We start from the raw sequence: 21,482 nt of genomic DNA, 5'->3' as shown, positions 1-21,482 counted from the left end.
GGTGGGAACCCGGTGACCGGCCTTGGCGCAAAATGGGGGCATGACCGACCCTCAGGCCGACATCAAGTCCAACGCAGCCAAGATCAACGAGCTCAACGAGACCATCCGCTACACGATGTGGTCGGTCTTCTCCCTGGAGGAGACGCTGGGCGACGCCGACCGCAAGGCCGAGGCCATCGAGGTCGAGGAGCTCTTCGCGACCTTCGCCGGCGAGGACATCGTGGTGCGTGGCACCTATGACGTCGCCGGCCTGCGCGCCGACGCCGACGTGATGTTCTGGCTGCACGCCGACTCCTCCGACAAGCTCCAGTCGGCCTACCACCGCTTGCGCCGCACCGCCTTCGGCGGCCGGCTCGTCCCGGTCTGGTCGCAGATGGCCCTGCATCGCCCCGCGGAGTTCAACCGCAGCCACCTGCCGGCCTTCCTCGCCGACGAGCGCACCCACGACTACGTCGCGGTCTACCCGTTCGTCCGCTCCTACGAGTGGTACCTCCTCGACGACAAGGAGCGCCGCCGCCTCCTCGCCGAGCACGGCCAGATGGCGCGCGACTACCCCGACGTGCGGGCCAACACCGTCCCGTCCTTCGCGCTCGGTGACTATGAGTGGATGCTCGCGTTCGAGGCCGACGACCTCTCCCGCATCGTCGACCTGATGCGCCACCTGCGCGGCTCCGAGACCCGTCGTCACGTACGCGAGGAGGTGCCGTTCTACACCGGCGCCCGCGTCGACATCGCCGACCTCCTGGAGCGCCTTCCCTGACCTCCCGGAGGACTTCCTGAAATTCGCTTTCGGCCCCTCGTAGGTCTCCACTAGCGTTTTCGGTCGCGGTGGCTCGTGCTCGGGTTCGATTGCCGATCCCGTCCTGGTCGCCTGATCTCCGAACGACCGCGGGAGGGCAGAAGTGTGGGGATGACGATCCCGGGAGAGCTGGACTTTGTTCTCGACCTGCTCGGCTACGAGTGGCCGAACGTCGACGAGGATGCGGTCCGTGACGCCGCACAGCTGGTGCGCGGGCTGGAGGCAGACCTGCGGGGCACCCTCGATGACCTGCAGGTCCGGGTCAACGAGCTCGGCGACGGAGCCAAGGCCCAGTCGACCAACGCGCTGATCCGGGCCTGGACCGAGAACCGCACGTCCAACATGGACGCGGTGCTCGACGCGCTGCCCGGGGTCGCGACCGGGATCGACATCGCCGCCGACGCGATCGTCGCGCTGAAGGTGAAGGTGATCGCCGAGCTGACGATCACGGCCGCACAGATCGCGGCGGCCGCGGCGACCGCGGTGGTCACCGCCGGCCTCAGCGTGGCCGGCAACGCCGCGCTCATCGCGGTGCGGAAGAAGGCGCTCGACATCGCCACCGACCTCGCGATGGAGGAGCTGATCGGCCAGCTCGCCTCCATGGTGATCGAGCCGCTGACCGGCACGATCGCCGAGCTCGCCATCTCCATCGCGGAGGCCCCGTTGGTGACCGACGGGGACGCGACCGCGGCCACCGAGCTCAGCTACGACGTGATGGAGCAGATCGCCTCCGCGCTCAACGACTGCGGCGCGGACCAGTACGAGCTCTGTGCCACGTTCGCCGCCGAAGTGTCCGACCTGCCCTTCTTCGAGTCCTAGGAGTACTTCGATGGCCAGAAAGATGGATGACGTCGTCGAGGAGCTCCGCGAGGCGGCGACCAAGGCGCTCAGGGATGTCGGACATTCGCTGAAGAAGAACGCGGACGACGTTGCTGACGGGATCCGGAAGCACGCGGATGCCCGTCGCGACCTCGACAGCGACATGGCGCGGTCCGGCTCCGACAAGCCTGGTCGGACCGACAGCCTGCCCTCGGACAGAGGCGGCACGGACAAAGACGGCGGCCGGGAGCAGGAGGGCTGCGGTGACCCGGTCGATGTGGCCACGGGCGCGGTCTTCCTGCAGCAGACCGACCTGACGCTGCCGGGTGACCTCCCGTTGGTCCTGAGCCGGAAGCACTCGAGCGACTGGACCTATGGTCATTGGTTCGGCCTCTCGTGGTCCTCGACGTTCGACGAGCGGATCGATGTCCACACCGATCTGGTCGGACGCACCTCGGCGGTCGTGGTGGCCGCCGACACCCGAGCGCATGTCTTCAAGAACCTCACGGCCGGCGAGGACGCCCGGCCGGTCGCGGGCGGGCCGCTCCGGCTGCAGGCCGGCGAGGACGGTGGCTACCGCCTGCTCGACACGGCAACCGGGGAGACCCGCCACTACGGCTCGGTCGTCGGCGGAACTGCCTGGCTGTCGTCGATCTCGAACCCCTCGGGCGACTGGATTCGGTTCACCCGTGACGAGCAGGGCGCACCTACGGAGGTGACCCATAGCGCCGGGTATCGGGTTCAGGTGGCGACCACCGGAAACCGGATCACCGGTCTTGCCGTGACCCGTGCCGACGGCACTGACGCCATCGAGGTGACGGGCTACCGCTATGACGCCAACGGTGATCTGGTCGGGGTCGTCAACGGCTCCGGCGAGGAGATGGAGTTCGCCTATGTCCAGCACCGTCTGACCCGCTGGGTCGATCGCAACGGCACCTTCTACGACTACGTCTACGACGATCGAGGTCGTTGTGTCTCCCAGGGTGGTTCCGACGGGGTCATGCGGAACACGTTCGCCTATGGCGAACCCAACGCCAGTGGCCTGCGCGAGACCCGGGTCACCGACTCCCGTGAGCTCACCACGACCTTCAAGATCAACTCCCGCTACCAGGTCGTCGCGACCATCGACCCGCTCGGTGGCGCGACCAGCTCGGAGTGGAGCGAACAGAACCAGCTGCTGGCCCGCACCGACCCGCTCGGCCGCCGCACGACCTTCGTCTACGAGGACGCCAGCAACCTCACCGAGGTCACCCGCCCCGACGGCAGCCAGGTCACGATGGAGTGGGCCGACACCCCTGCCGGGCCGCGGATGGTCCGCCAAGTGCTGCCCGACGGGTCGGTGGCGACGCTGGGCTACGACGAGGCTGGTCGGCGCACCTCTGCCACCGACGCCACCGGTGCGACCACCTTGTTCGGCTACGGGGCTGACGGTCATCTGACCTCGGTCACCGACGCGCTCGGCCGGGTACGCACCATCGAGACCGACGCCGCCGGCCTGCCGCGGCGGGTCGTCGAGCCGGACGGCCGCTGGGTCGAGTTCGAACGCGATCATTTCGGCCGGGTCGTGGCCAGCACCGACGCCTTGGGCGCGCGCACGACCTACTCGTGGACCGTCGACGGTCAGCTCGCCTCCCGAGTCCTCCCCGACGGCTCGAGAGAGGCCTGGACGTACGACGGCGAGGGCAACCCGGTCTCCTACACCGACCCCGCCGGCCGGGTCACGATGGCCAGGTTCACCCACTTCGACATGCCCGCCGAGGTGATGGCACCCGACGGCACGACCACGCGCTACACCTACGACCCCGAGCTGCGCCTGACCTCGGTGACCAGCCCGCAGGGCGCGACCTGGCTCTACGAGTACGACGAAGCCGGCCGTCTCGCGAGTGAGACCGACTACAACGGACGCACCCTGACCTACGCCTACGACACCGCCGGTCAGTTGGTCGAGCAGACCAACGGCACAGGCCAGCGACTGGCCTACGCCTATGACGCCCTCGGCAATGTGGTCGCGGAGCAGGCCGGCGACCAGGCCACGACGATGGCGTACGACCCCGTTGGCCGCCTCCTCCGCGCAACCTCTCCCGACGTCGACCTGGTCATCGATCGCGACCCGCTCGGCCGCGTGCTCGCGGAGTCGGTCAACGGCCGGCGCGTGGCCAAGACGTATGACGCCCTCGGGCGACCGACCCATCGCACGACGCCCGCGGGTGTCGAGACGGAGTGGTCCTACGGTCTCGGGCTCGCGCCCGAGCGGATGACCGTCGCGGGCCAGGAGATCGCTTTCGAGCACGATCTGTCGGGCCGCGAGACCCGCCGCACCACCGGCGACCTTGTTCTGGAGCAGACCTGGGACCTCCTCGGCCAGCCCTTGACCCAGCGCCTCGAGCGCGATGCCGCTTCCTCGCCGGCGGATGTGCTCCAGGAGCGCACCTACGCATATGAGTCCGCAGGCCGCCTGATCGGCGTCGACGACAAGCTCACTGGCGCTCGGCGCTTCGAGCTCGACCTGGCCGACCGGATCACCTCGGTCGCCCTGGACGACTCGGTCTCGGAAATGTACTCCTACGATCCCCTCGGCAACATCACCCGTTCCGCCACCGGCGGCGGAGACGCCGAGCGTCGCGAGTACAACGGCACCCTGCTCGCCCGTGCCGGCCGCTCGCGTTATGCGTACGACAACCAAGGCCGCCTGGTCCGCCACACCCGCACCCGCCTGTCGGAGAAGCCGGACACCTGGCTCTACGAGTGGGACGCCAACGACCGCCTCACCGCCGTACGCACCCCCGACGGCACCCGCTGGACCTACCTCTACGACGCCCTCGGCCGTCGCGCCGCCAAGCGCCGCCACGCCGACGACGGCAGCATCGCCGAGGAGACCCTCTTCGCCTGGGACGGCGCCGTCCTCGTCGAGCAGACCGGTGGTACCGGCGAAACCCTCTCCTGGGCCCACCAGGGCTACCAGCCCCTCGCCCAGGTTGAGCTCACCCAGGAAGATGTCGACGCCCGCTTCTACTCCATTGTCACCGACCTCGCTGGCGCACCGTCGGAGTTGGTTGGCTCTGATGGGGAACTGCACTGGCACGCGCACCGGACGATCTGGGGCGTCTCGCTCGATGCGTCACCCACGCCACTCCGCTTCGCTGGCCAATACTTGGACGAAGAGACCGGCCTCCATTACAACAACCAGCGCTATTACGACCCCGACACCGGTCGCTATCTCTCCCTGGACCCACTCGGACTCGCACCTGCGCCAAACCCCAACACCTACGTCGGAAACCCAACGACCTGGATGGATCCGGTCGGACTCTCTCCGGACTCTTTCAGCAGGTTGTACGAGGGTGGCGGCGGTATCATGGCTGATCTCAACGATGGCGTCCTGTCGATGGTGATCGAGAAGGGGCCTGGCAGTCCATCCGGTGGCCAGATGTTCGGAGAAGTGATGGACCACTTCGGCGCATCAAACGTCACCGCCTTCGATGCCAAGTGGGTCACTGCGATGCCGACCAATCTGGATGCATTCAACGCAAACCTTCGAGCCGGGATGTCCTATGCAGATGCGGCGCGAGGAACGTTTACTGGTCACATGGTCGGCAAGTACGGTCTGACAGATGTTGTCGTCGACCCCAGCAGGTTCTCCGGTTCGTTTGGCGAGTACACGAATGTTGAGGTGCGCTTCCAGCGGCCAGGAAGGTGTCATGGGAACTGAGAACCACGAGGAGCTCGGCGCCTTGGTCCGACAGGGGGCCGGGTTCCTGGATATCGTTGCGTTCTTGCGCAAACGCGAGTCCGGGAGGATCACGCCTTTTGGTGTCCTGGCCGCCTTGCAACGGGAAGCGAATTTGTCGTTCGTCGATGCCAGGGATGTGCTTGAGTACTTCGACCCGCAGATGCACCCGATAGCTGATGCAGACGAGATCGAGCAGCGGTGGGCCGAGATCGTTGGGCGGAGGAGCGGCGAATGAAACCGAGATGACCGCCTCTTCGTCCGTCAACGAGAGGCCTCGCAATGCGGTTCCAGTGGGAGTGCGCTGCGAACAGTGAAGCGATGGTTTAGGCGGGGTTTCAGGCGCGGGCATTCGCCAGCGCGCGCATCCGTGGTAGATCACGACTGCGGCGATGGTGCCCAGAGCGATGCCGGTGAAGGTGAGGTCGCCGATGCCGATGACCAGGGCGACGGTGGCGGTGAACTGGTTGACGGGGTCGGCGAGGTCGTTTCCCGAACCAACGTTCACGGCGAGGACGACATCGAGGTGCGGTTGGCCTGGTCCGACGTTCCCGGTGCGACGCCTCACCCTGATCCGATGAACATCTGATCTGGGCTCAGCGTCACACCTACCTCCGCAGCCGGGCGAGGGCGCGCATCCCGTGGTAGATCACGACCGCGGCGATGGTGCCGAGCGCGATGCCGGTGAAGGTGAGGTCGCCGAAGGTCAGGGTGAGGTTGCCGATCCCGATGACCAGCGCGACGGCGGCGGTGAACTGGTTGACCGGGTCGGCGAAGTCGACGCGGTTGTCGAGCCAGATCCGGATGCCGATCAGGCCGATGAGGCCGTAGAGCGCGACGGTGATCCCGCCGAGCACGCCGGCCGGGATCGTGTTCAGGAGAGCCCCGAACTTCGGTGACAGGGACAGCAGGATCGCGACCACACCGGCCACCCAGTAGGCGGCGGTGGAGAAGACCCGGGTCGCGGTCATGACGCCGATGTTCTCGCCGTACGTCGTGGTCGCCGAGCCACCGAAGCCACCGGCGATGGTGGTGGCCAGGCCGTCGGCGAAGAGGGCCCGGCCGGTCTCCCGGTTGATGGTGTCGTCGCCGGCGAGGTGGGCGACGCTGCGTACGTGGCCGACGTTCTCGGCGACCAGGACGAGCACGACCGGCAGGAACATCGGTACGACCGACCAGGTCACGTCCGGCGCGGTGAAGTCGGGGAGCCCGAACCAGGCGGCCTTCTCGAACGCCGAGGTGTCGATCTGGCCCATGACCAGCGCGGCGATGTAGCCGACGACGACGCCGACCAGGATCGAGAGCCGGGCGATCAGCCCGCGGAAGGCGACCGCGACGACCAGGACGGTGGCCAGGGTGATCGCGGCGACCAGCACCGAGCCGTTGTCGGGCTTGGCCGGGTCACCGCCGACCACGTTGTTGGTGGCGGCGCCGGCCAGGTTGAGGCCGATCAGCGCGACGATGGCACCGGTCACCACCGGCGGCATCAGCACCTCGATCCACCCGGTGCCGGTGATCATCACGATCACCCCGACCAGCGCCAGCAGCGCGCCGGTGACCAGGATGCCGAAGAGGGCTGCCCCCATCCCGCCGCCGCCCATCGCGGCACCGATCGGCGCGATGAAGGCGAACGAGGAGCCGAGGTAGCTGGGCAGCCGGTTGCGCGTGATGAGCAGGAACAGCAGCGTGCCGATGCCGGAGAAGAACAGGGTGGTGGTCGGCGGGAAACCGGTCAGCAGGGGCACCAGGAACGTGGCGCCGAACATCGCGACCACGTGCTGCCCACCGAAGCCGATCGTGCGGGGCCAGCTCAGCCGTTCGCCGGGCTTGACGATCGCGCCCTCACGTACGTTCTTGCCGTCTTCGTGCAGGTCCCAACCGAATCGCATCTCGCACCCTCTTCAGCTCTCGTACGGCTCGATCCGCCGCCTGCCGAACGATAGGGCCGATATACGCGAGGACGGAAGCCAGGCGCTCCGTAGGGTTGGACACATGACCATCCGCATCGGAGTCCAGATCCAGCCCCAGCACGCCGACTACGCCCAGATCCGCGAGGCCGCACGCCGCGCCGAGGAGATCGGTGTCGACGTGATCTTCAACTGGGACCACTTCTACCCGCTCTACGGCGAACCCGACGGCAAGCACTTCGAGGCGTGGACCATGCTCGCGGCCTGGGCCGAGCAGACCACGAGCGTCGAGATCGGCTGCCTCGTGACCTGCAACTCCTACCGCAACCCCGAGCTGCTCGCCGACATGGCCCGCACCGTCGACCACATCTCCGAGGGCCGGCTGGTGTTCGGGATCGGGTCAGGCTGGTTCGAGCGGGACTACACCGAGTACGGCTACGACTTCGGCACCGCCGGCTCGCGCCTCGACGCCCTCGGCGAGGCGCTCCCGCGGATCGAGAAGCGGTGGGCCTCGCTCAACCCGGCACCGCTGGGCCGATCGGGCTCGGGCAAGATCCCGGTCATGATCGGTGGCGGCGGCGAGAAGAAGACCCTGAAGTACGTCGCGAAGCACGCCGACATCTGGCACTCCTTCTCCGACGTGGCCACCCTGGACCGCAAGCGCGCCATCCTCGCCGGCCACTGCGAGGCGATCGGCCGCGACGTGACCGAGATCGAGATCTCGACAGCGGCCAACAGCGCCGAGGCCGCCAAGCCGCTCTACGACGCCGGTGCCCGGCTGTTCACCTACGGAGTCGGCGGTCCCGACTACGACCTCAAGCCGCTGGAGGACCTCGTCGCCTGGCGGGACTCGGTCGGGGCCTGAGCGGTCCTTCATCGAGGTATGTAGGGAAAGGGTCACATCCCTGGCGGACCTCCGCGGGGGATGTGACCCTTCGGCTGCATACCTTGACGAAGGATCAGCAGACGACCGTCCCCGAGGTCGCCTGCAGGTCGGCGTACGCCTTGGCGAGCTGCTGCGTCACCGGCCCGCGCTCGATCGGGCGACCGTCGAGGGAGACGACCGGGGTGATGCCGCCCATGGTGCCGGTGACGAAGGCCTCGTCGGCCGTGTGGGCGTCGGTGAGCGAGAAGTCACCGACGTCCACCGGCAGGCCGAGGTCGGCGGCGAGGTCGAGGACGGTGGCCCGGGTGATCCCCTCGGGGCACGCCCGGGTGGTCGAGGTGCGCAGCACCCCGTCGCGTACGTGGAAGAAGTGGGTGGCGTTCGTCTCCGCGATGAAGCCCAGATCGTCGAGCATCAGCGCGTCGTCGGCGCCGGCGTTGTTGGCCTCGACCTTGGCCAGGATCGAGGGGATCAGGTTGTTGTGGTGGATCTTCGGGTCGAGCATGTCGGCGCGAGGACGGCGCTGGGCCGCGGTGATCAGCGTGATCCCGGAGTCGTCGTAGACCGGCGACTTGAACTCCGCCAGCACGATCAGCGTGGGACCCGACTGGTTGAGCCGCGGGTCCATCCCCGAGGTGACCTTCACCCCGCGGGACAGCGTGAGCCGGATGTGGACGTCGTCGTTCATCCCGTTGGCGGCCAGGCACTCCCGGATCGCTGTCGTCATGAACGCGTCGGAGGGGATGTCCGAGAAGGCGAGGGCCCGCGCCGAGCGCCGCAGCCGCTGCAGGTGCTCGTCGAGCTTGAAGATGCGTCCCCGGGTGAGCCGCAGGCCCTCCCAGACGCCGTCGCCACCCTGGGCGAGCGAGTCGAACGGCGAGATCCGCGCCTCCAGGCGGTGGCTGAGCTCACCGTTGATCCAGACCTGGAGGTCGTCGTTGCGGGGGTCGTATGTCTGCAGCATCAGTCAACTTTCATGACATAGGGGGCGAGGCGATCGTAGTAGGGCAGGCAGCGCTCCAGCAGCGGCGCCAGGCGCGCGGGCAGCGGGTCGGCGGCGCCGGGGGAGGAGGCGGCGAACCCGGTCGAGGCCCACACCCCGGAATACCAGTGCGGAGCCCATACCCCGTCGGAGTCGCGGCGCCCGGCCGGCCACCACAGCATCGCCTCGTCGAAGCCGATGCCGAGCGCCTCGCACAGTGCGGTCAGGGCGGCCCGCGGCGAGGCCAGGATCGAGGCGGCATCGACCACCGGCCCGCCGAACTCCTCGAAGAGAGCCACCTGCTGCGGCAGCCCGAGGTCCTCCAGCGTCGGCTCCTCGCGGACCTTCGCGTACGAGGTCAGCACCCGCTCCGGGTCCCGGACCAGGAACGCGTGCGAGAGCCCCGCGAAGGCGCCGTGGTCCATGTCCGGGAGCAGGTGATGGGTCATGTGCTTCTGGTACTGCACCGCCGCCTCGACCGGCCCGGACGTGATCTCCTCGGCCACGACCCGCCAGTCGTTCGGCTGGGAGGCGAGGACGTCATCACGGCCCGGGTGATCAAGGCCTGTGGCCGCGAGGTAGGCGGCGTACAGCGGCTCGTCGAGGACCGTGCAGTCGGGCCGGTTCTCGAACGAGCGCATCAACGCCGTGGATAGGTTTCTCGGCCCCGACCACATCGCGATCCGCACAGTCACGGCGCAACGCTAGCCGGATCAGGCCTCGTCGGCGGGCTCCAGCGAGATCGAGATCGAGTTGATGCAGAACCGGTCGCCGGTCGGGGTGCCGTAGCCGTCGGGGAAGACGTGGCCGAGGTGGGAGCCGCAGTTGGCGCAGCGGACCTCCACCCGGTCCATCCCGTGCGACTTGTCCTCGATGTACTCGATCGTGTCCGAGATCGGCTGGTAGAACGACGGCCAGCCGCAGCCGGAGTGGAACTTGGTGTCGGACTCGAAGAGCTTGGCCTTGCAGGCCTTGCACGAGTAGACGCCCTTGGTCTCGGTGTCGGTGTATTCACCCGTGAATGCCCGTTCGGTGCCCGCCTGGCGCAGCACCGCGTACTCCTCGGGCGACAGCTCTGCCCGCCACTCCTCGTCGGACTTCTCCACGTTGTAACCCATGGTTGAAATGGTACGTCTGGGGTGGGAGCAGAACTCCATTGCCAAAGTGGGGTGATCTACTATACTTAAACGCACGACGCTTCTGGAGGAGGCCACCTTGACCGCACTTGCCATGCAGCCCCTGCTGGACGCCATCCGCACCTACGCCGACGACGAGGATCTGCTCGGTCGGGTCCAGGTGCCCGCGAACGGGCGCGAGTTCCACCTGCTCCGCCGCGACGACGACGTCGAGGTCTGGATGATCGTCTGGGCCCCGGGCGCCAGCACCGGATTCCACGACCACGGCACCGCGACCACCGCCTTCACCGTGCTCCAGGGCAGCCTGGTCGAGCACAACTGGCTCGGCGGCCTGCAGATCGCCGACATCGGCCCCGGCGACGCCCGGGCGCACGCCGCCGGCCACGTCCATGACGTACGCAACGTCGGCTCGCGCCCGGCGATCAGCCTGCACGCCTACGCACCGAGGCTGGACGCGATGCACCGCTACCACTTTCTCGGCGACCGGATCACTCTGATCGGCGCCGAGCCCGGACGCCCCTGAGGGTCAGAAGCCGGTGATGCAGTAGGGCAGCGGGCCGCCGTCGGCCATGGCCGCCCAGGTCTCGATCGCCTCGGATGAGCCTCTGATCCGGCCGGCGGCCGCCAGGGTGCGTACGTCGACGCCGCCGAGGTAGAGAGCGCCGAGGGTGTCCGCGGCGAGCTCCACGGTCGGGGCGGCGTCGGTCGGTGTGACCTCGGCCCGGCCGTCGCGCACGGCGATCCGCCAGGCACCGGCGGCGTGCCCGAGCGGGTCGTCCACGCCGAGGACGATCTCGTCGGCGGCGTACCAGGGTCGTGCCTGCAGGGCGGCCGGCACGTCGAGGACGCGCACCCACAGCATGTCGTCGTGCTCCTCGCTCTTGAACACGAACGGCTCGGCGAGCGCCCAGTAGAGCGGGTCCTGGACCGGCGCCCGGCGCCACGCGACGCGCTCGACGAGGTCGATGTCGGCGAGGAACCGCCACAGCCGCAGGTAGGCCGCGGGGGTGAGCGCAACCAGGTCCACGACGCGCGCCATCCGCAGCCCGGAGTCGTTGCGCTCCTCGGCGGTCTTGTAGACGGCGTAGCCGTCAGGCGTGCCGGAGGCGTCCAGGTGCAGCACGGCGCGCTGCTTGGACTCGCCCTTAGAGTCGCTGTCGAAGTCGTAGCCGCTGGCGAGCCACGGCTCGTAGAAGTGTGGCCGGGTGACCGAGCCGCGGGTGCGCTCCTGGAAGGTGCTGTAGATCTCGACGACCGTCTTCCAGGCGTCGGCCGGCTCGATCAGCGTCACCGAACCGTCGTCGGCGGGAACCTCGGGGCGATAGCGGAACTTCGAGGTCACATCCACCTCGACCTGCCGCAGATGGGTGGCCGTGCCGAACCCGAAGCGGCCGTAGATCGAGCCCTCCGAGACCGTCAGCGCGGCCAGCGGCACCCCCGCGGCGACCGCGTCGGCGAGCGAGACCGTCATCAGCTTGCGGAGCAGCCCCTGGCGCCGGTGGGTGGGCGAGACGGTCACGTCGCTGATCAGCAGCGCCGGCAGGCTGGTGCCGCCACCGACGTTGACCGGCGAGGTCCAGGACGAGAACGTCGCGACCGGGATCGTGGCCGAGGAGAACTCCGACCTCTCCGTCCACGCCCCCAGCAGCGTCACCGAGTCGGCGCGGGTGTGGTCGCGCCAGACCTGGATCCCGTCGTCGTTGCCCCGGGACTGGTGGAAGCCACGGCGCGTCGCCTCGTACCACCCCTTCAGCAGGGCCTCGTCCCCGTCGAACGGGTCGAGGCTGCGGAAGACGAGACCGGGGTGCTCGAGCGCGCTCATGATCAGAACGTACGCCGCCGAGCACCCCGATCTCGACCGGTTATTCCTCCGTCGGGCCGGCGGCCGGCACCGGCGCGACCACCTTGTTCCGGCGTCGGGCGAGGAACCAGAGGGGCGCGAGGAGGAGCAGGACGACCGGCGCCCACGGGATGACGGCGCCGATTGCGATCGCGAGGACGCGGGCCGAGGCGCCCAGGGCGTCCCAGCCGGCGCTCAGTCCGGCGAGGAAGCCGGGGTCGTCGTCGCCGGAGCCGCCGGGAGCGGCCCGGTCGATGTTGACGGTGATGGTCGACAACGAGGTCTGGTCCTCGAGGGCCGCCTGCTGCGCGAGCAGCGAGTTGAGGTCGGCCTCGCGCCGGGCGAGCTCTGACTCGATCGAGATGACATCGCCGATCCTCTCGGCACGGGAGAGGAGCGTACGGATCCGCTCGATGCTCGTCCGGGCGTTCTTCACCCGCACCTCGGTGTCGACGACCTCGGTGGTGACGTCGGTGGAGGTGGTGTTGGAGTCGACGAGGGTGGCGGTGTCCTCCAGGTCGGCCATCGCCTCGTCGAAGGACTTCGACGGGATCCGCAGGACCATCCGGGCATGGCGCGGGCCGCCGTCGTCGCTGTCGCTGGTCTCCTGCTCGGTGACCTGGCCGGCGTATCTGTCGGAGACGTGCTGCACCTGCGTACGTGTCTTTCCGACGTCCTTCGCGCTGAGCGCGACCGAGCCGGTGGAGATGATCGACGCCTTCATGACGGCCTGGTTCGGGGCCGCCGCGTCGTCCGCATCAGGGGCCGCCACCTCCGGCGCCGCCTTTCCGGCCGACCTGTCGGAGAGCGACGCGACCGATCCGGAGTCGGCGGAGGACTCGTCGGATCCGCCCGACCCGCCGCAGGCGCCGAGGGCGAAGATGCTGGCAATCACAAGGGCCGCACCCGAGATAGGCCTGACCTTTGTTGTTTTCATGCCCTCAGTACGCCCGGGGGCATGAAAACGGTGCGGGAGACGGCTAGTTCCTTCGGGCCATCTCGTTCGGGTCATCTTGGGATCAGCTCGTCGCCGCAGCCGCCACCAGATCGAGGGCTTGTGCCACGATGTCGGCCCGCACGTCGGCCAGCGGTTCGCCGGTGGCGTCCCCGTCGAGGACGGGAACGTGGATGTGGCCCTGCTTGGTGTCGGCCTCGAGCGCGTCGCGGAGGGCGGTGGTGCGGTAGGCCGACTCGTTGGACAGGTAGTCACCGCCGCCACCGGCGACCGCCGTGGAGCCCGGCGTCGGGTCCTCCCGGGTGACCGGAGTGGTCGATCCGGCCGGGATCTCGGTGACGACCCGGTTGATGTTCACCGGGAAGGTGCCGGGCACGGCCGCCTTCATCGCCTCGACCGGCAGCGTGGTCCGGGTCCACTGCGGCTGCGGGTCGGCATGGGGTACGTCCTCGGGGATCGGGATCGTCTCGTTGACGCTGACCCGGTCGTTGTCGGGGAACGTGCCGCGATGGGCGCCGTTCCAGACCTCGAGGTCGAACCGGCCGGCGCGGCCCTGGCTGATGGTGATGGCGGTGTCCACGTCGCGCTTGCCGGGGACCAGGTGCGGCAGGAAGGCGCGCTCGACGATGCCCTGCGCGAACGGCTCCCACAGCACCGGGAACACCACGGTCTGGATCTCGACGGGACCCTTCGCCGTCTGTACGACGCGCCCGTCCATCGCCAGCGCAGTCGCCCCGGACGGGTTGGACTGACGGATGTTGCGATCGAGGGTGAACGGGTCGAAGCCGGAAGCCAGCACCTGCCGTGACCGGCCGGACTCACCGCCCGCGAAGGCGGTCGACTCGATACCGCGCGAGCTCCGGTCGAAGGCCGCCAGCACCTTCGCCCGGGCGTCCTCGGACCAGGTCGGGAAGCCCGGGGCCACACGGGCGATCTCCAGCTCGCCCGCGAGCCGGGCCCAGTAGAGCGGCCGGTCGTCGCTGCGCGGCAGGTCGCCGCCGGCGTCGCCACGACCCTGCACCCGGTCGACCGCGCGCTGCCACAGCTGCTGGCCGGCGAGCCGTGCCGCAGCGGTGGCGGCCCTGCTGCTGCCGGCGTCGCAGACGGCCGTACGCACCGCGCCGGCGACGTCGTCGAACCCGGAACGGGCCAGGATGTCGGTCACCACCGGGTCGGTGAGCCGGGTGTGCTCCACCCGGGTGTCGGGCGAGGCGACGGTTGCGCAGGCCGGGTCTGCGCTCGCGGTCGCGGTCGTGCCGGTGAGGCCGAGGGTGATGGCGGCGGTCAGAGCCGCTGTGGCGGCGGTCAGTGCCGTGGTTCGAGTCGACATGTGGGGGTCCTCCGAGATCGTGGCTGTCGCCGTACGTTGGAGCGGATCATGCCGCTCTCGGGACGTACTGGCCAGTGAGTTGCGGAGGCTGTCCGGGCGATTTCGGTGGGGGAGGGGCCCGGGCCGGGCTAGGTTGGCGCCATGGCGAAGACACCGGCGGCACACGTGCGGGCAGGCGAGCGCGAGGTGCGGATCTCCAGCCCCGACCGGGTGATCTACGAGGCGACGGACCGCACCCCGGAGGTCACCAAGCTGATGGTCGCGGAGTTCTTCGCGTCCGTCGGCGATCCGCTGATGCGTGCGCTGCGGGAGCGTCCGACCGCCCTGGAGCGCTGGCCCGACGGCTGGCGCGAGGGCATGAAGCTGGCCACCGGTCCCACCGACAAAGAGGGCGACGGCTTCTACCAGAAGCGCACGCCCAAGGGCGCTCCCGACTATCTGGAGGAGGTCCAGGTGACCTTCCCGTCGGGGCGCACCGCCAAGGAGATCTGCCCCACCGAGGCGGCGATCCCGGTCTGGTGCGCCCAGATGGGCACGCTCACCTTCCACCCCTGGCCCGTCCGTCGCGCGGATGTGGACCACCCCGACGAGATGCGCATCGACCTCGACCCTCAGCCCGGCACCGGATTCGTCGACGTCGTGCGGGTCGCCGGCGTCGCCCGGGAGACCCTCGAGGAGCTCGGCCTGCGCGGTTTCGTGAAGACCAGCGGCAACCGCGGCGTACACATCTATGTACGCATCCGGCCGGAGTGGACGTTCGAGGAGCTGCGCCACGCCGCGATCGGCTTCGGCCGCGAGCTGGAGCGCCGCGACGGGGGAGTGACCACCGCGTGGTGGAAGGAGGAGCGCGGGGAGCGCATCTTCGTCGACTTCAACCAGAACAACCGGGACAGGACGATCGCGAGCGCCTACTCGCTGCGTCCCAAGCCCGGAGCCCCGGTCTCCACCCCGCTCACCTGGGACGAGCTCGCCGACCTCGACGACCCGCGAGAGCTCAACCTCTTCACCGTCCCCGACTTCCTCGCCGACGGCGACCGGTGGGCGGAGATCGACGACGAGGCGTACGACCTCACGCCCCTGCTCGAGCTGTGGGAGAAGCTGCCCGGAGGCGAGCTGAACTTCCCGCCCGACTACCCGAAGATGCCGGGGGAGCCGCCGCGGGTGCAGCCGAGCAAGAAGGTCGCGTCCCACTGGGACGAGGAGGGCAACCGGATCGGCGACAAATAGCAGAAGTGCCCGCTCAGCGCGGATCCCCCGATCGCACGAGCAGGCACTTCCTTGTCGCTGGATCCCCCCGGAACAGCGAACCCCAAGATCCTATGGGAATGCGGTCCACAACTGCCACGGGAACCCGGTAACAGAGCGGTAACCTTTGATGTGCCCCCTGTCACATTTGCAGTTTTAGCGGTAATGGAGCCGAAACATCTCACATTCCGTTGATTCCTTCGCCTTCGCCGGCCTGTTCGTCGAAGGTCTCGTGCTCGATCAGATGCAGCACCGGGACGTGAAGGTGGCGGCGGGCCTGATGGGTCCAGTCGACATGGAAGAACTCGGCGACCACGTGCGGGCGGGTCATGATGATCGCTTCCCGGCCGTCGACCTCGGCGACCTTGGCGCGCAGCGCCTTGACCGGGTCCTGGACGAGCTCGCCGTGAGCGGAGGCACCGGAGGTCTTGAGGACCTTCAGGGTCTGCTCGAGGGCCTTCTCAGCCTCTTCCTTGGCTTCCTGGCGCACCGCGTCGAGGTCGACCTCGTTCATCATCATCGCCGAGCCGAGGTATTCGGCCGCACTGAGCGTGCCCATCGCCGACTCGATCCGTGCGGCGGCGTCCTCCAGGGGAAGCAGCACGTGGTAGACCGGGTCCTCGACTCCCTCGTGGAGGGAGTGGACCCGGGTCGCGTCGTCGAGGGTGATCGCCTGCTCGACAAGGAGAACGACGTCGTAGCTCATGTCTCAAGACCCTAGCGGGATTTAGACGCACCGCCGAGCACTTCGGACAGCTCGTACGCCACGGGTTCCTCGAGCTGCTCGTAGCCGCACGACTCCGGGTCGCGGTCGGGGCGCCAGCGCTTGAACTGCGCGGTGTGCCGGAACCGGCGCCCCTCCATGTGGTCGTAGCCCACCTCGAGCACCCGCTCGGGGCGCAGCGGGGTGAAAGACAGGTCCTTCCCCTGTGACCAGCGGCTCTGGGTGCCGGGGACGCGGTCGGGGTTGGCGGTCAGGAACTCCTGCCAGCGGCCCCAGGGGTGGTCCTCGATCGGGACGACCAGCTCCTGCATCTCCTGCCACAGCTCGGCGCGTCGTGCGGCGGTGAAGGAGGCCGAGACCCCGATGTGCTGCAGCTCCGGCTGACCGTCGTCCCCGGGCGCGTACAGACCCAGCAGCAGGCTCCCGAGCAGCGGCTTCTCCGGCGTCGACGTCTTGTGCTCGCGGTAGCCCGCCACGACCACGTCGGCCGTACGCGAGTGCTTGATCTTCAGCATCGTCCGCTTGTCGGGGGAGTACGGCGCGTCCAGCGGCTTGGCCATCACCCCGTCCAGCCCGGCGCCCTCGAACCGGGTGAACCAGTCCTGGGCGATCTCGGGGTCGGTCGTCGTCGTGCACAGATGGACGTTGTCCGAGGTCACCGTCGTGAAGACCTCCTCGAGCGCCGCCCGCCGCTCGGTCAGCGGCCTCTCCAAGAAGTTCTCCTCGCCGACCGCGAGCAGATCGAAGGCCGTGTACGCAGCGGGCGTCTCCTCCGCCAGCAGGTCGATCCGCGACTTGGCCGGGTGGATCCGTTGCTGCAGCACCTCGAACTCCAGCCGGTCCCCGATCGCCACGAAGATCTCCCCGTCGAGCACGATCTTCTCCGGCAATGCTGTACGGAGCGCCTCGACCACCTCGGGGAAGTAGCGCGTCAGCGGCTTGGTGTTGCGCGAGGCCAGCTCCACCTCGTCCCCGTCCTTGAACACGATGCACCGGAACCCGTCCCACTTTGGTTCCAGTTGGACGTTGGGTGCCATCGAAAGCACCTTCTCGAGCGATGCCGGCTTGGCCAGCATTGGCAGGATCGGCGGCATCACAGGAAGGTCCACATGCACACCGTAAGCGATCAGCGTGCGTTGGGTGCGACCACTCGGGAGGCTTGTGAGGGGCACTCTCGCCTGAGGTTATCGGGAGCCGCGGTTGGAGCGTCGAGCTAACCAAATCCCAAATCGAAGATCTCGCGCCGTTGCCCGTCTGGACCACCTGGACACTGCCGCGCCAGAGATGCTGGACGTCGGCACGGTCGATTCCATCGTGGTTCGCCTGACGGGACGTGGCAATGACGGCAAAATCATTGCTGCCGGAGTCTCCGGCGCTCTCGTTGCCCGGAGGACCTGATGGTCAACAACGATGACTTCTTCAAAGGGAAGAAGCCGGCCGCCGTTCTCAAGCATGCCGTCTTCACCTCGTACGCCTACGCGTTCTGTTCCATGATTGGCAGCGGACACACCGGGCCGCTCTGGCTTGTGGACGGCTACGCCGGTCCTGGCAAGTACGACGCAGACGCCGACGGTGCTCAGGTGAATGGTTCGCCGATTGTGGCGCTTACGCTCGCCGCGAAGCAGCGATCGTTTGCGACGCCTCGGGACGTGCGGTGCGCGTTCATTGAAGCCAATCAAGCGTACGCATTGGCACTGTCTGAAAACATCAAGCCGTTCGTTGATGAGGGACTGCGCGCGGACGTCTATCAGGGAGACGTTGCTGAGCATCTACCGACGGTCTGGTCGAGGGCTGTGAACAATCCCGTGCTCACCTTCATCGATCCGTTCGGTGTCTCGGCAGTCTCCAAGGACGTCATGACCGGCACGTTGCTCAAGCCGGGGCGCACTGCACCGTCGGAGGTGTTGGTCAACATCAACGTCGAGGCGATCTCCCGACACGGCGGCTACTTGCAGTGGGACAGCCATCACGACCCTGAGATCCGCCGCGGCCTCAAGCCGCACGGTGTTGAACTTTCCGACGCCTTCTTCGGCGGCGAATGGTGGCGACGAGCGTTCCTTGAGGCTCGTGACCGCACGGGCGACGCGAGTGCGGCAGCGATCGAGGTCGTTGACGCGTATCGAGTGATGATCAAGGAGGAGACTGGTGCGTCGTCCTTGGCGGTGCCCATCCGTCGATCGCCGACCGGAGCGATGCTCTTTCACTTCACGCTCTTCTTCACGCACCCTGCAGCTGCCTACAAGTTCGCCGATTCTGCTTCGAAGGGCACGGAGAAATGGCGTGAAGCGTTCCGGCGTAAGGATCTCGAGGAGGCTCTGTCGCCTGGGAATGGCCAAGGCACCTTGTTCGATGATGACCTGCGGGAGTTCTCCGAGAAGGATGCCAAGTTGCGGGAGGACCAACTACAGGCCGCTGCGATCGCCCACATCGAAGGGAATATCAGCGCTCTTATCGCTCCAATGCAATCCGGTCACGGCGTTCAACTGGCGCCGAACATCGAGCGGCTGGTCGGAGCCTACCTCTCGCTGGCTGGTGAGCCCGCCATCCGACGGGCTTGGGACAACCTCGCCGATGCGGGCCTTGTCCGGGCTCGCGACAAGTCGAAGTCGCGTTCCATGTGGAAGCAGTACATCGTCAAGCGGTAACCACGGAGGGCAGGTCGGGCATCTCCGACCAAACGGCCCCGTCGAGGTCGCGTCCGTGAGCCTTCGGAGTGCGGCCACCCCACTGCTTGTGGAAGAACGGCACACCATGATCCACACACTGGTCTCGGATGTCGCGGACCCAGTCAGGATCGAGCGGGCGAGCCTTCGGGCCTGACTCGCCACCGGTGATGACCCATCCGATGCCGGAGAGATCGAGCCCGTCGAGCGGACCGAGCAGCGGCTCACAAGACAGGAAGCGGACCGCGGCGGGCACCTGACGAAGGTGATCAACGCGATAGAGATGGTCCGCGTTCTCAACGCTGATGCCCATCCATAGGTTGCTGGGCCACTCCAGTTGATCCGCGATCTTCGGCAGTCTTGCTGACCGCTTCGTGAGCACCTGATAGGTGTGCTGCGGTGTGTCCGCGATGACGGCGAACACATCTTGAATGAATGCCTTGGGCACCTTCGCGTGGAACAGGTCAGACATCGAGTTCACGAACACCACGCGACGTCCGCCCCACCGGTAAGGCTGCGCGAGCGCATCACGATGCACTGTGAGCGCGAACCCGGGACCGGAGGTGCGAGGGTCGCCATCAGTCTGATACCGCTCAGAGCCCATCGCCTTCAGACGCTTCGCCATCGCCAAGGCATAGCAGTTGTCACAGCCCTCACTTATGCGGTCGCACCCCGTTGTTGGGTTCCAGGTGACCTCGGTCCACTCGATGCCGGTCTTGCGTCGCATCTGTTCACACTCCCAGGCCGACAACGCTACGCGATTTACGTAACGCGTTTCCCGTAGCATAGTACTCATGAAGGCTGACACGGAGGAGCTTCGGCGGCTCTCCCGCGCCGCGTTCAACCAGACGTATCGACTCGAAGTGATGCTCTACATCGCGGAGTCCGACGGTTTCGTCACCCAAACGGAGATTGCCAATGCCCTCGGGCTGGCCTCGGTCTCCAACGTTCAAGGAGCCATCCGCAAGCTCATAGACTGCGGGCTCCTGACCCCCATGCCCAAGACCGACAATCGAAGTCGGTTCCTCGCCCGCAACGACTCCCCTGCATGGGCGTGGGCCCGTCAACTCCGAGACCAAGCAATAAGTCTCGACGTCTGAGCGGTGTCGACAGTGCCCGCTTCACAGGAAGGTCACGTTGCCAGGATAGGCGAGCCGGTGGTGGAGACCGTCGGCGCACCGCTGCGCCGCGGACGATTGGGGCTGACCACACCGGCGGCCGTCGAGCTGGTAGCCCGCGACCATCCAGAGGCGGCCCGTACGCTGCGGCGACGCGCCGCGCGCTCGTTGGACCGGCTTAGGGCCTATGCCGCGGTCAGGACTGACGACACCAGCGGGGCGCGTTGGTGTTCGGAGCAGCAGGGTCGGGAGGTCGGTGCAGCCTGACTCAGCAGGTCTTGATGACACGATCCTCGTGGAGTCCGCATGAAGGGTGTGCGCCAGGCGGCGGTTCGATCCTCACCAGCGGCGGTTCCGCCGGCGTTGTCGGGAGTGCCAGTAGATCCAGTCTCGCTCTTCTTGGCCGAGATCCGGCGGCGGCAAGCTGCCCCGTTGCTTGAAGTGCCACATGACAGCCCGTGCGCCGTGGATGGTCATGCCGTCAGCCAGGAGTGTCCGGAAGGCGTCTAATGATGCTCGGGTCACCCGGTAGTGGGTCTGGCCTGGGGCGTAGAAGCGCCTGTCGAGGCACCAGCAGATCTCGTTGGCCTTCCAGATGGGGACGTCCAGCTCCGCTGCCACCCGGCGAGCCGATACGAGCAATTTGGGCGGGTCGGGCGGCTCCCAGTGCTCGTGGCGCATCGTCACCACCAGCCCTTCCCGGATTCTCGCGGCATCGAGTTCACCCAGGCGAGCAGCGATCCGTACACGATCCGATAGTTCCTCCCGCCCTCGCCGATGAAGACGCGGTCAAGATCACCGAGCGAGACTGCCTGACGGATCGCATGCTCAGGGAGACTGAGCATCCACGCGGCCTCCTTGACCGTGATGAGGATCTTCTCGTCGTACGGATCGCTCACGTCGCCATGGAACAGCGTGTCTCCCGCCGGTTTCCCGCCTCGGCGCAGCTTACCGACTGGCGAGTCGACGGTGAGGTCGACCTCGGGCGCGGCTTCTCTCTTTCCAGGCCATTCGCGTTCCGGTTTCGTTGCGGTTGACTTGGACACCGGCTCGGGTTCCGACCAGGAGTGTCCGGGCGGATAAGCCCCGTGCTCGAGGTAATGGAGGCCGGCGGCGGTGAGCGTTGCATGCCATCGTGGTCCCCGGCCCTTGATCTTGACGAGCCTTCGCCTCTCCAGAGCACGTGCGGTCAGTCGCTGCGGGTTCGTCGCTTCGCCGGCACCGGGCTCCCTCGAAAGCCAGTTGAGCATGGCCACCTGTGTGTCGTTGAGTCGTGCTGTCACGTGCCCTGAGCCTAGGGCGATGAATCAGGGACCAGCGAGCAGAACCGCGGGCATGCGAGTTCCGGCCCGAC

At 67.7% G+C, this 21,482-nt stretch carries 21 protein-coding genes; 10 read left to right on the top strand and 11 right to left on the bottom strand.

Translation table 11 applies throughout. The annotated features are described in order from the left end of the window. Positions 1 to 40: 40 nt before the first annotated feature. From hemQ to ACIA03_RS00580, 5 genes are all read left to right on the top strand, one after another. Positions 41 to 760: a hydrogen peroxide-dependent heme synthase gene (hemQ, locus tag ACIA03_RS00600; RefSeq protein ID WP_396978254.1), complete on the top strand. Its 720-nt coding sequence runs from the start codon at positions 41 to 43 to the stop codon at positions 758 to 760. Positions 761 to 910: 150 nt separating this feature from the next. Beyond that, positions 911 to 1,618: a hypothetical protein gene (locus ACIA03_RS00595; protein WP_396978252.1), complete on the top strand. Its 708-nt coding sequence runs from the start codon at positions 911 to 913 to the stop codon at positions 1,616 to 1,618. Positions 1,619 to 1,628: 10 nt separating this feature from the next. Next, complete coding sequence (locus tag ACIA03_RS00590) at positions 1,629 to 5,324, top strand: RHS repeat-associated core domain-containing protein (RefSeq protein ID WP_396978250.1); 3,696 nt, start codon at positions 1,629 to 1,631, stop codon at positions 5,322 to 5,324. After that, complete coding sequence (locus tag ACIA03_RS00585; protein WP_396978248.1) at positions 5,314 to 5,580, top strand: hypothetical protein; 267 nt, start codon at positions 5,314 to 5,316, stop codon at positions 5,578 to 5,580. Before ACIA03_RS00590 ends, ACIA03_RS00585 begins: the two co-directional genes overlap by 11 nt. A 75-nt stretch (positions 5,581 to 5,655) precedes the next feature. Then, on the top strand, positions 5,656 to 5,931 hold the full coding sequence (locus ACIA03_RS00580) for a hypothetical protein (protein WP_396978246.1): 276 nt from the start codon (positions 5,656 to 5,658) through the stop codon (positions 5,929 to 5,931). A 19-nt stretch (positions 5,932 to 5,950) separates the two neighbouring features. Here the strand turns inward: ACIA03_RS00580 and ACIA03_RS00575 are convergent, their stop codons facing one another. Beyond that, the gene (locus tag ACIA03_RS00575) at positions 5,951 to 7,231 is read right to left on the bottom strand and encodes a uracil-xanthine permease family protein (RefSeq protein WP_396978244.1); all 1,281 of its coding nucleotides are present in this window, start codon (positions 7,229 to 7,231) and stop codon (positions 5,951 to 5,953) included. 103 nt (positions 7,232 to 7,334) lie between these two features. Here ACIA03_RS00575 and ACIA03_RS00570 point away from each other — a divergent pair, with 103 nt between their 5' ends. Then, positions 7,335 to 8,114, top strand: a complete 780-nt coding sequence (locus ACIA03_RS00570) for an LLM class F420-dependent oxidoreductase (protein ID WP_396978242.1) — start codon at positions 7,335 to 7,337, stop codon at positions 8,112 to 8,114. A gap of 94 nt (positions 8,115 to 8,208) precedes the next feature. On the opposite strand, the gene ACIA03_RS00565 is transcribed toward ACIA03_RS00570, so the two are convergent. From ACIA03_RS00565 to msrB, 3 genes are read right to left on the bottom strand one after another with little or no spacing between them, the layout of a single operon-like run. After that, complete coding sequence (locus ACIA03_RS00565) at positions 8,209 to 9,099, bottom strand: aminotransferase class IV (RefSeq protein ID WP_396978240.1); 891 nt, start codon at positions 9,097 to 9,099, stop codon at positions 8,209 to 8,211. Then, entirely contained in the window at positions 9,099 to 9,794 is a 696-nt protein-coding gene (locus ACIA03_RS00560; protein ID WP_396979864.1) for an HAD family hydrolase, read from the bottom strand. Before ACIA03_RS00560 ends, ACIA03_RS00565 begins: the two co-directional genes overlap by 1 nt. A gap of 36 nt (positions 9,795 to 9,830) precedes the next feature. Continuing rightward, positions 9,831 to 10,235 (bottom strand): peptide-methionine (R)-S-oxide reductase MsrB, encoded by a 405-nt coding sequence (gene msrB / locus ACIA03_RS00555; RefSeq protein ID WP_350715251.1) that lies wholly within the window; start codon positions 10,233 to 10,235, stop codon positions 9,831 to 9,833. Positions 10,236 to 10,332: 97 nt separating this feature from the next. On the opposite strand from msrB, the gene ACIA03_RS00550 reads away from it, so the two are divergent. Continuing rightward, positions 10,333 to 10,776, top strand: coding sequence for a cysteine dioxygenase (locus ACIA03_RS00550; RefSeq protein WP_396978237.1), 444 nt, complete (start codon positions 10,333 to 10,335; stop codon positions 10,774 to 10,776). Positions 10,777 to 10,779: 3 nt separating this feature from the next. Here ACIA03_RS00550 and ACIA03_RS00545 read toward each other — a convergent pair whose 3' ends face one another. The 3 genes from ACIA03_RS00545 to ACIA03_RS00535 form a co-directional block, all read right to left on the bottom strand. After that, complete coding sequence (locus ACIA03_RS00545) at positions 10,780 to 12,075, bottom strand: GNAT family N-acetyltransferase (RefSeq protein WP_396978235.1); 1,296 nt, start codon at positions 12,073 to 12,075, stop codon at positions 10,780 to 10,782. A gap of 40 nt (positions 12,076 to 12,115) precedes the next feature. Then, positions 12,116 to 12,988, bottom strand: a complete 873-nt coding sequence (locus ACIA03_RS00540; protein ID WP_396978233.1) for a DUF4349 domain-containing protein — start codon at positions 12,986 to 12,988, stop codon at positions 12,116 to 12,118. Positions 12,989 to 13,112: 124 nt separating this feature from the next. Further along, complete coding sequence (locus ACIA03_RS00535; protein WP_396978231.1) at positions 13,113 to 14,378, bottom strand: hypothetical protein; 1,266 nt, start codon at positions 14,376 to 14,378, stop codon at positions 13,113 to 13,115. Between the two features lie 141 nt (positions 14,379 to 14,519). On the opposite strand from ACIA03_RS00535, the gene ACIA03_RS00530 reads away from it, so the two are divergent. Then, complete coding sequence (locus ACIA03_RS00530) at positions 14,520 to 15,605, top strand: DNA polymerase domain-containing protein (RefSeq protein ID WP_396978229.1); 1,086 nt, start codon at positions 14,520 to 14,522, stop codon at positions 15,603 to 15,605. A gap of 199 nt (positions 15,606 to 15,804) precedes the next feature. Here ACIA03_RS00530 and ACIA03_RS00525 read toward each other — a convergent pair whose 3' ends face one another. Together ACIA03_RS00525 and ACIA03_RS00520 are read right to left on the bottom strand one after the other, a co-directional pair. After that, positions 15,805 to 16,329, bottom strand: coding sequence for a hypothetical protein (locus ACIA03_RS00525; RefSeq protein ID WP_396978227.1), 525 nt, complete (start codon positions 16,327 to 16,329; stop codon positions 15,805 to 15,807). A gap of 11 nt (positions 16,330 to 16,340) precedes the next feature. Further along, on the bottom strand, positions 16,341 to 17,456 hold the full coding sequence (locus tag ACIA03_RS00520; RefSeq protein ID WP_396978224.1) for an ATP-dependent DNA ligase: 1,116 nt from the start codon (positions 17,454 to 17,456) through the stop codon (positions 16,341 to 16,343). 288 nt (positions 17,457 to 17,744) lie between these two features. On the opposite strand from ACIA03_RS00520, the gene tcmP reads away from it, so the two are divergent. After that, positions 17,745 to 18,992, top strand: a complete 1,248-nt coding sequence (gene tcmP, locus ACIA03_RS00515) for a three-Cys-motif partner protein TcmP (RefSeq protein ID WP_396978221.1) — start codon at positions 17,745 to 17,747, stop codon at positions 18,990 to 18,992. On the opposite strand, the gene ACIA03_RS00510 is transcribed toward tcmP, so the two are convergent. Beyond that, positions 18,982 to 19,737, bottom strand: coding sequence for a DUF5131 family protein (locus tag ACIA03_RS00510; protein WP_396978219.1), 756 nt, complete (start codon positions 19,735 to 19,737; stop codon positions 18,982 to 18,984). The two genes, tcmP and ACIA03_RS00510, sit on opposite strands and share 11 nt — an antisense overlap. A 67-nt stretch (positions 19,738 to 19,804) precedes the next feature. Here ACIA03_RS00510 and ACIA03_RS00505 point away from each other — a divergent pair, with 67 nt between their 5' ends. Next, positions 19,805 to 20,110 carry a MarR family transcriptional regulator gene (locus tag ACIA03_RS00505; RefSeq protein ID WP_396978217.1) on the top strand — a complete coding sequence of 102 codons (306 nt, stop codon included), beginning with the start codon at positions 19,805 to 19,807 and terminating at the stop codon, positions 20,108 to 20,110. 701 nt (positions 20,111 to 20,811) lie between these two features. Here ACIA03_RS00505 and ACIA03_RS00500 read toward each other — a convergent pair. Next, positions 20,812 to 21,411, bottom strand: coding sequence for an excisionase (locus tag ACIA03_RS00500; protein ID WP_396978214.1), 600 nt, complete (start codon positions 21,409 to 21,411; stop codon positions 20,812 to 20,814). Positions 21,412 to 21,482 lie beyond the last annotated feature (71 nt).

It is taken from the genome of Nocardioides sp. NPDC051685 (assembly GCF_044453405.1).
Taxonomy (GTDB): Bacteria; Actinomycetota; Actinomycetes; order Propionibacteriales; family Nocardioidaceae; genus Nocardioides.
This window is presented reverse-complemented; position numbering and strand designations above follow the sequence as displayed.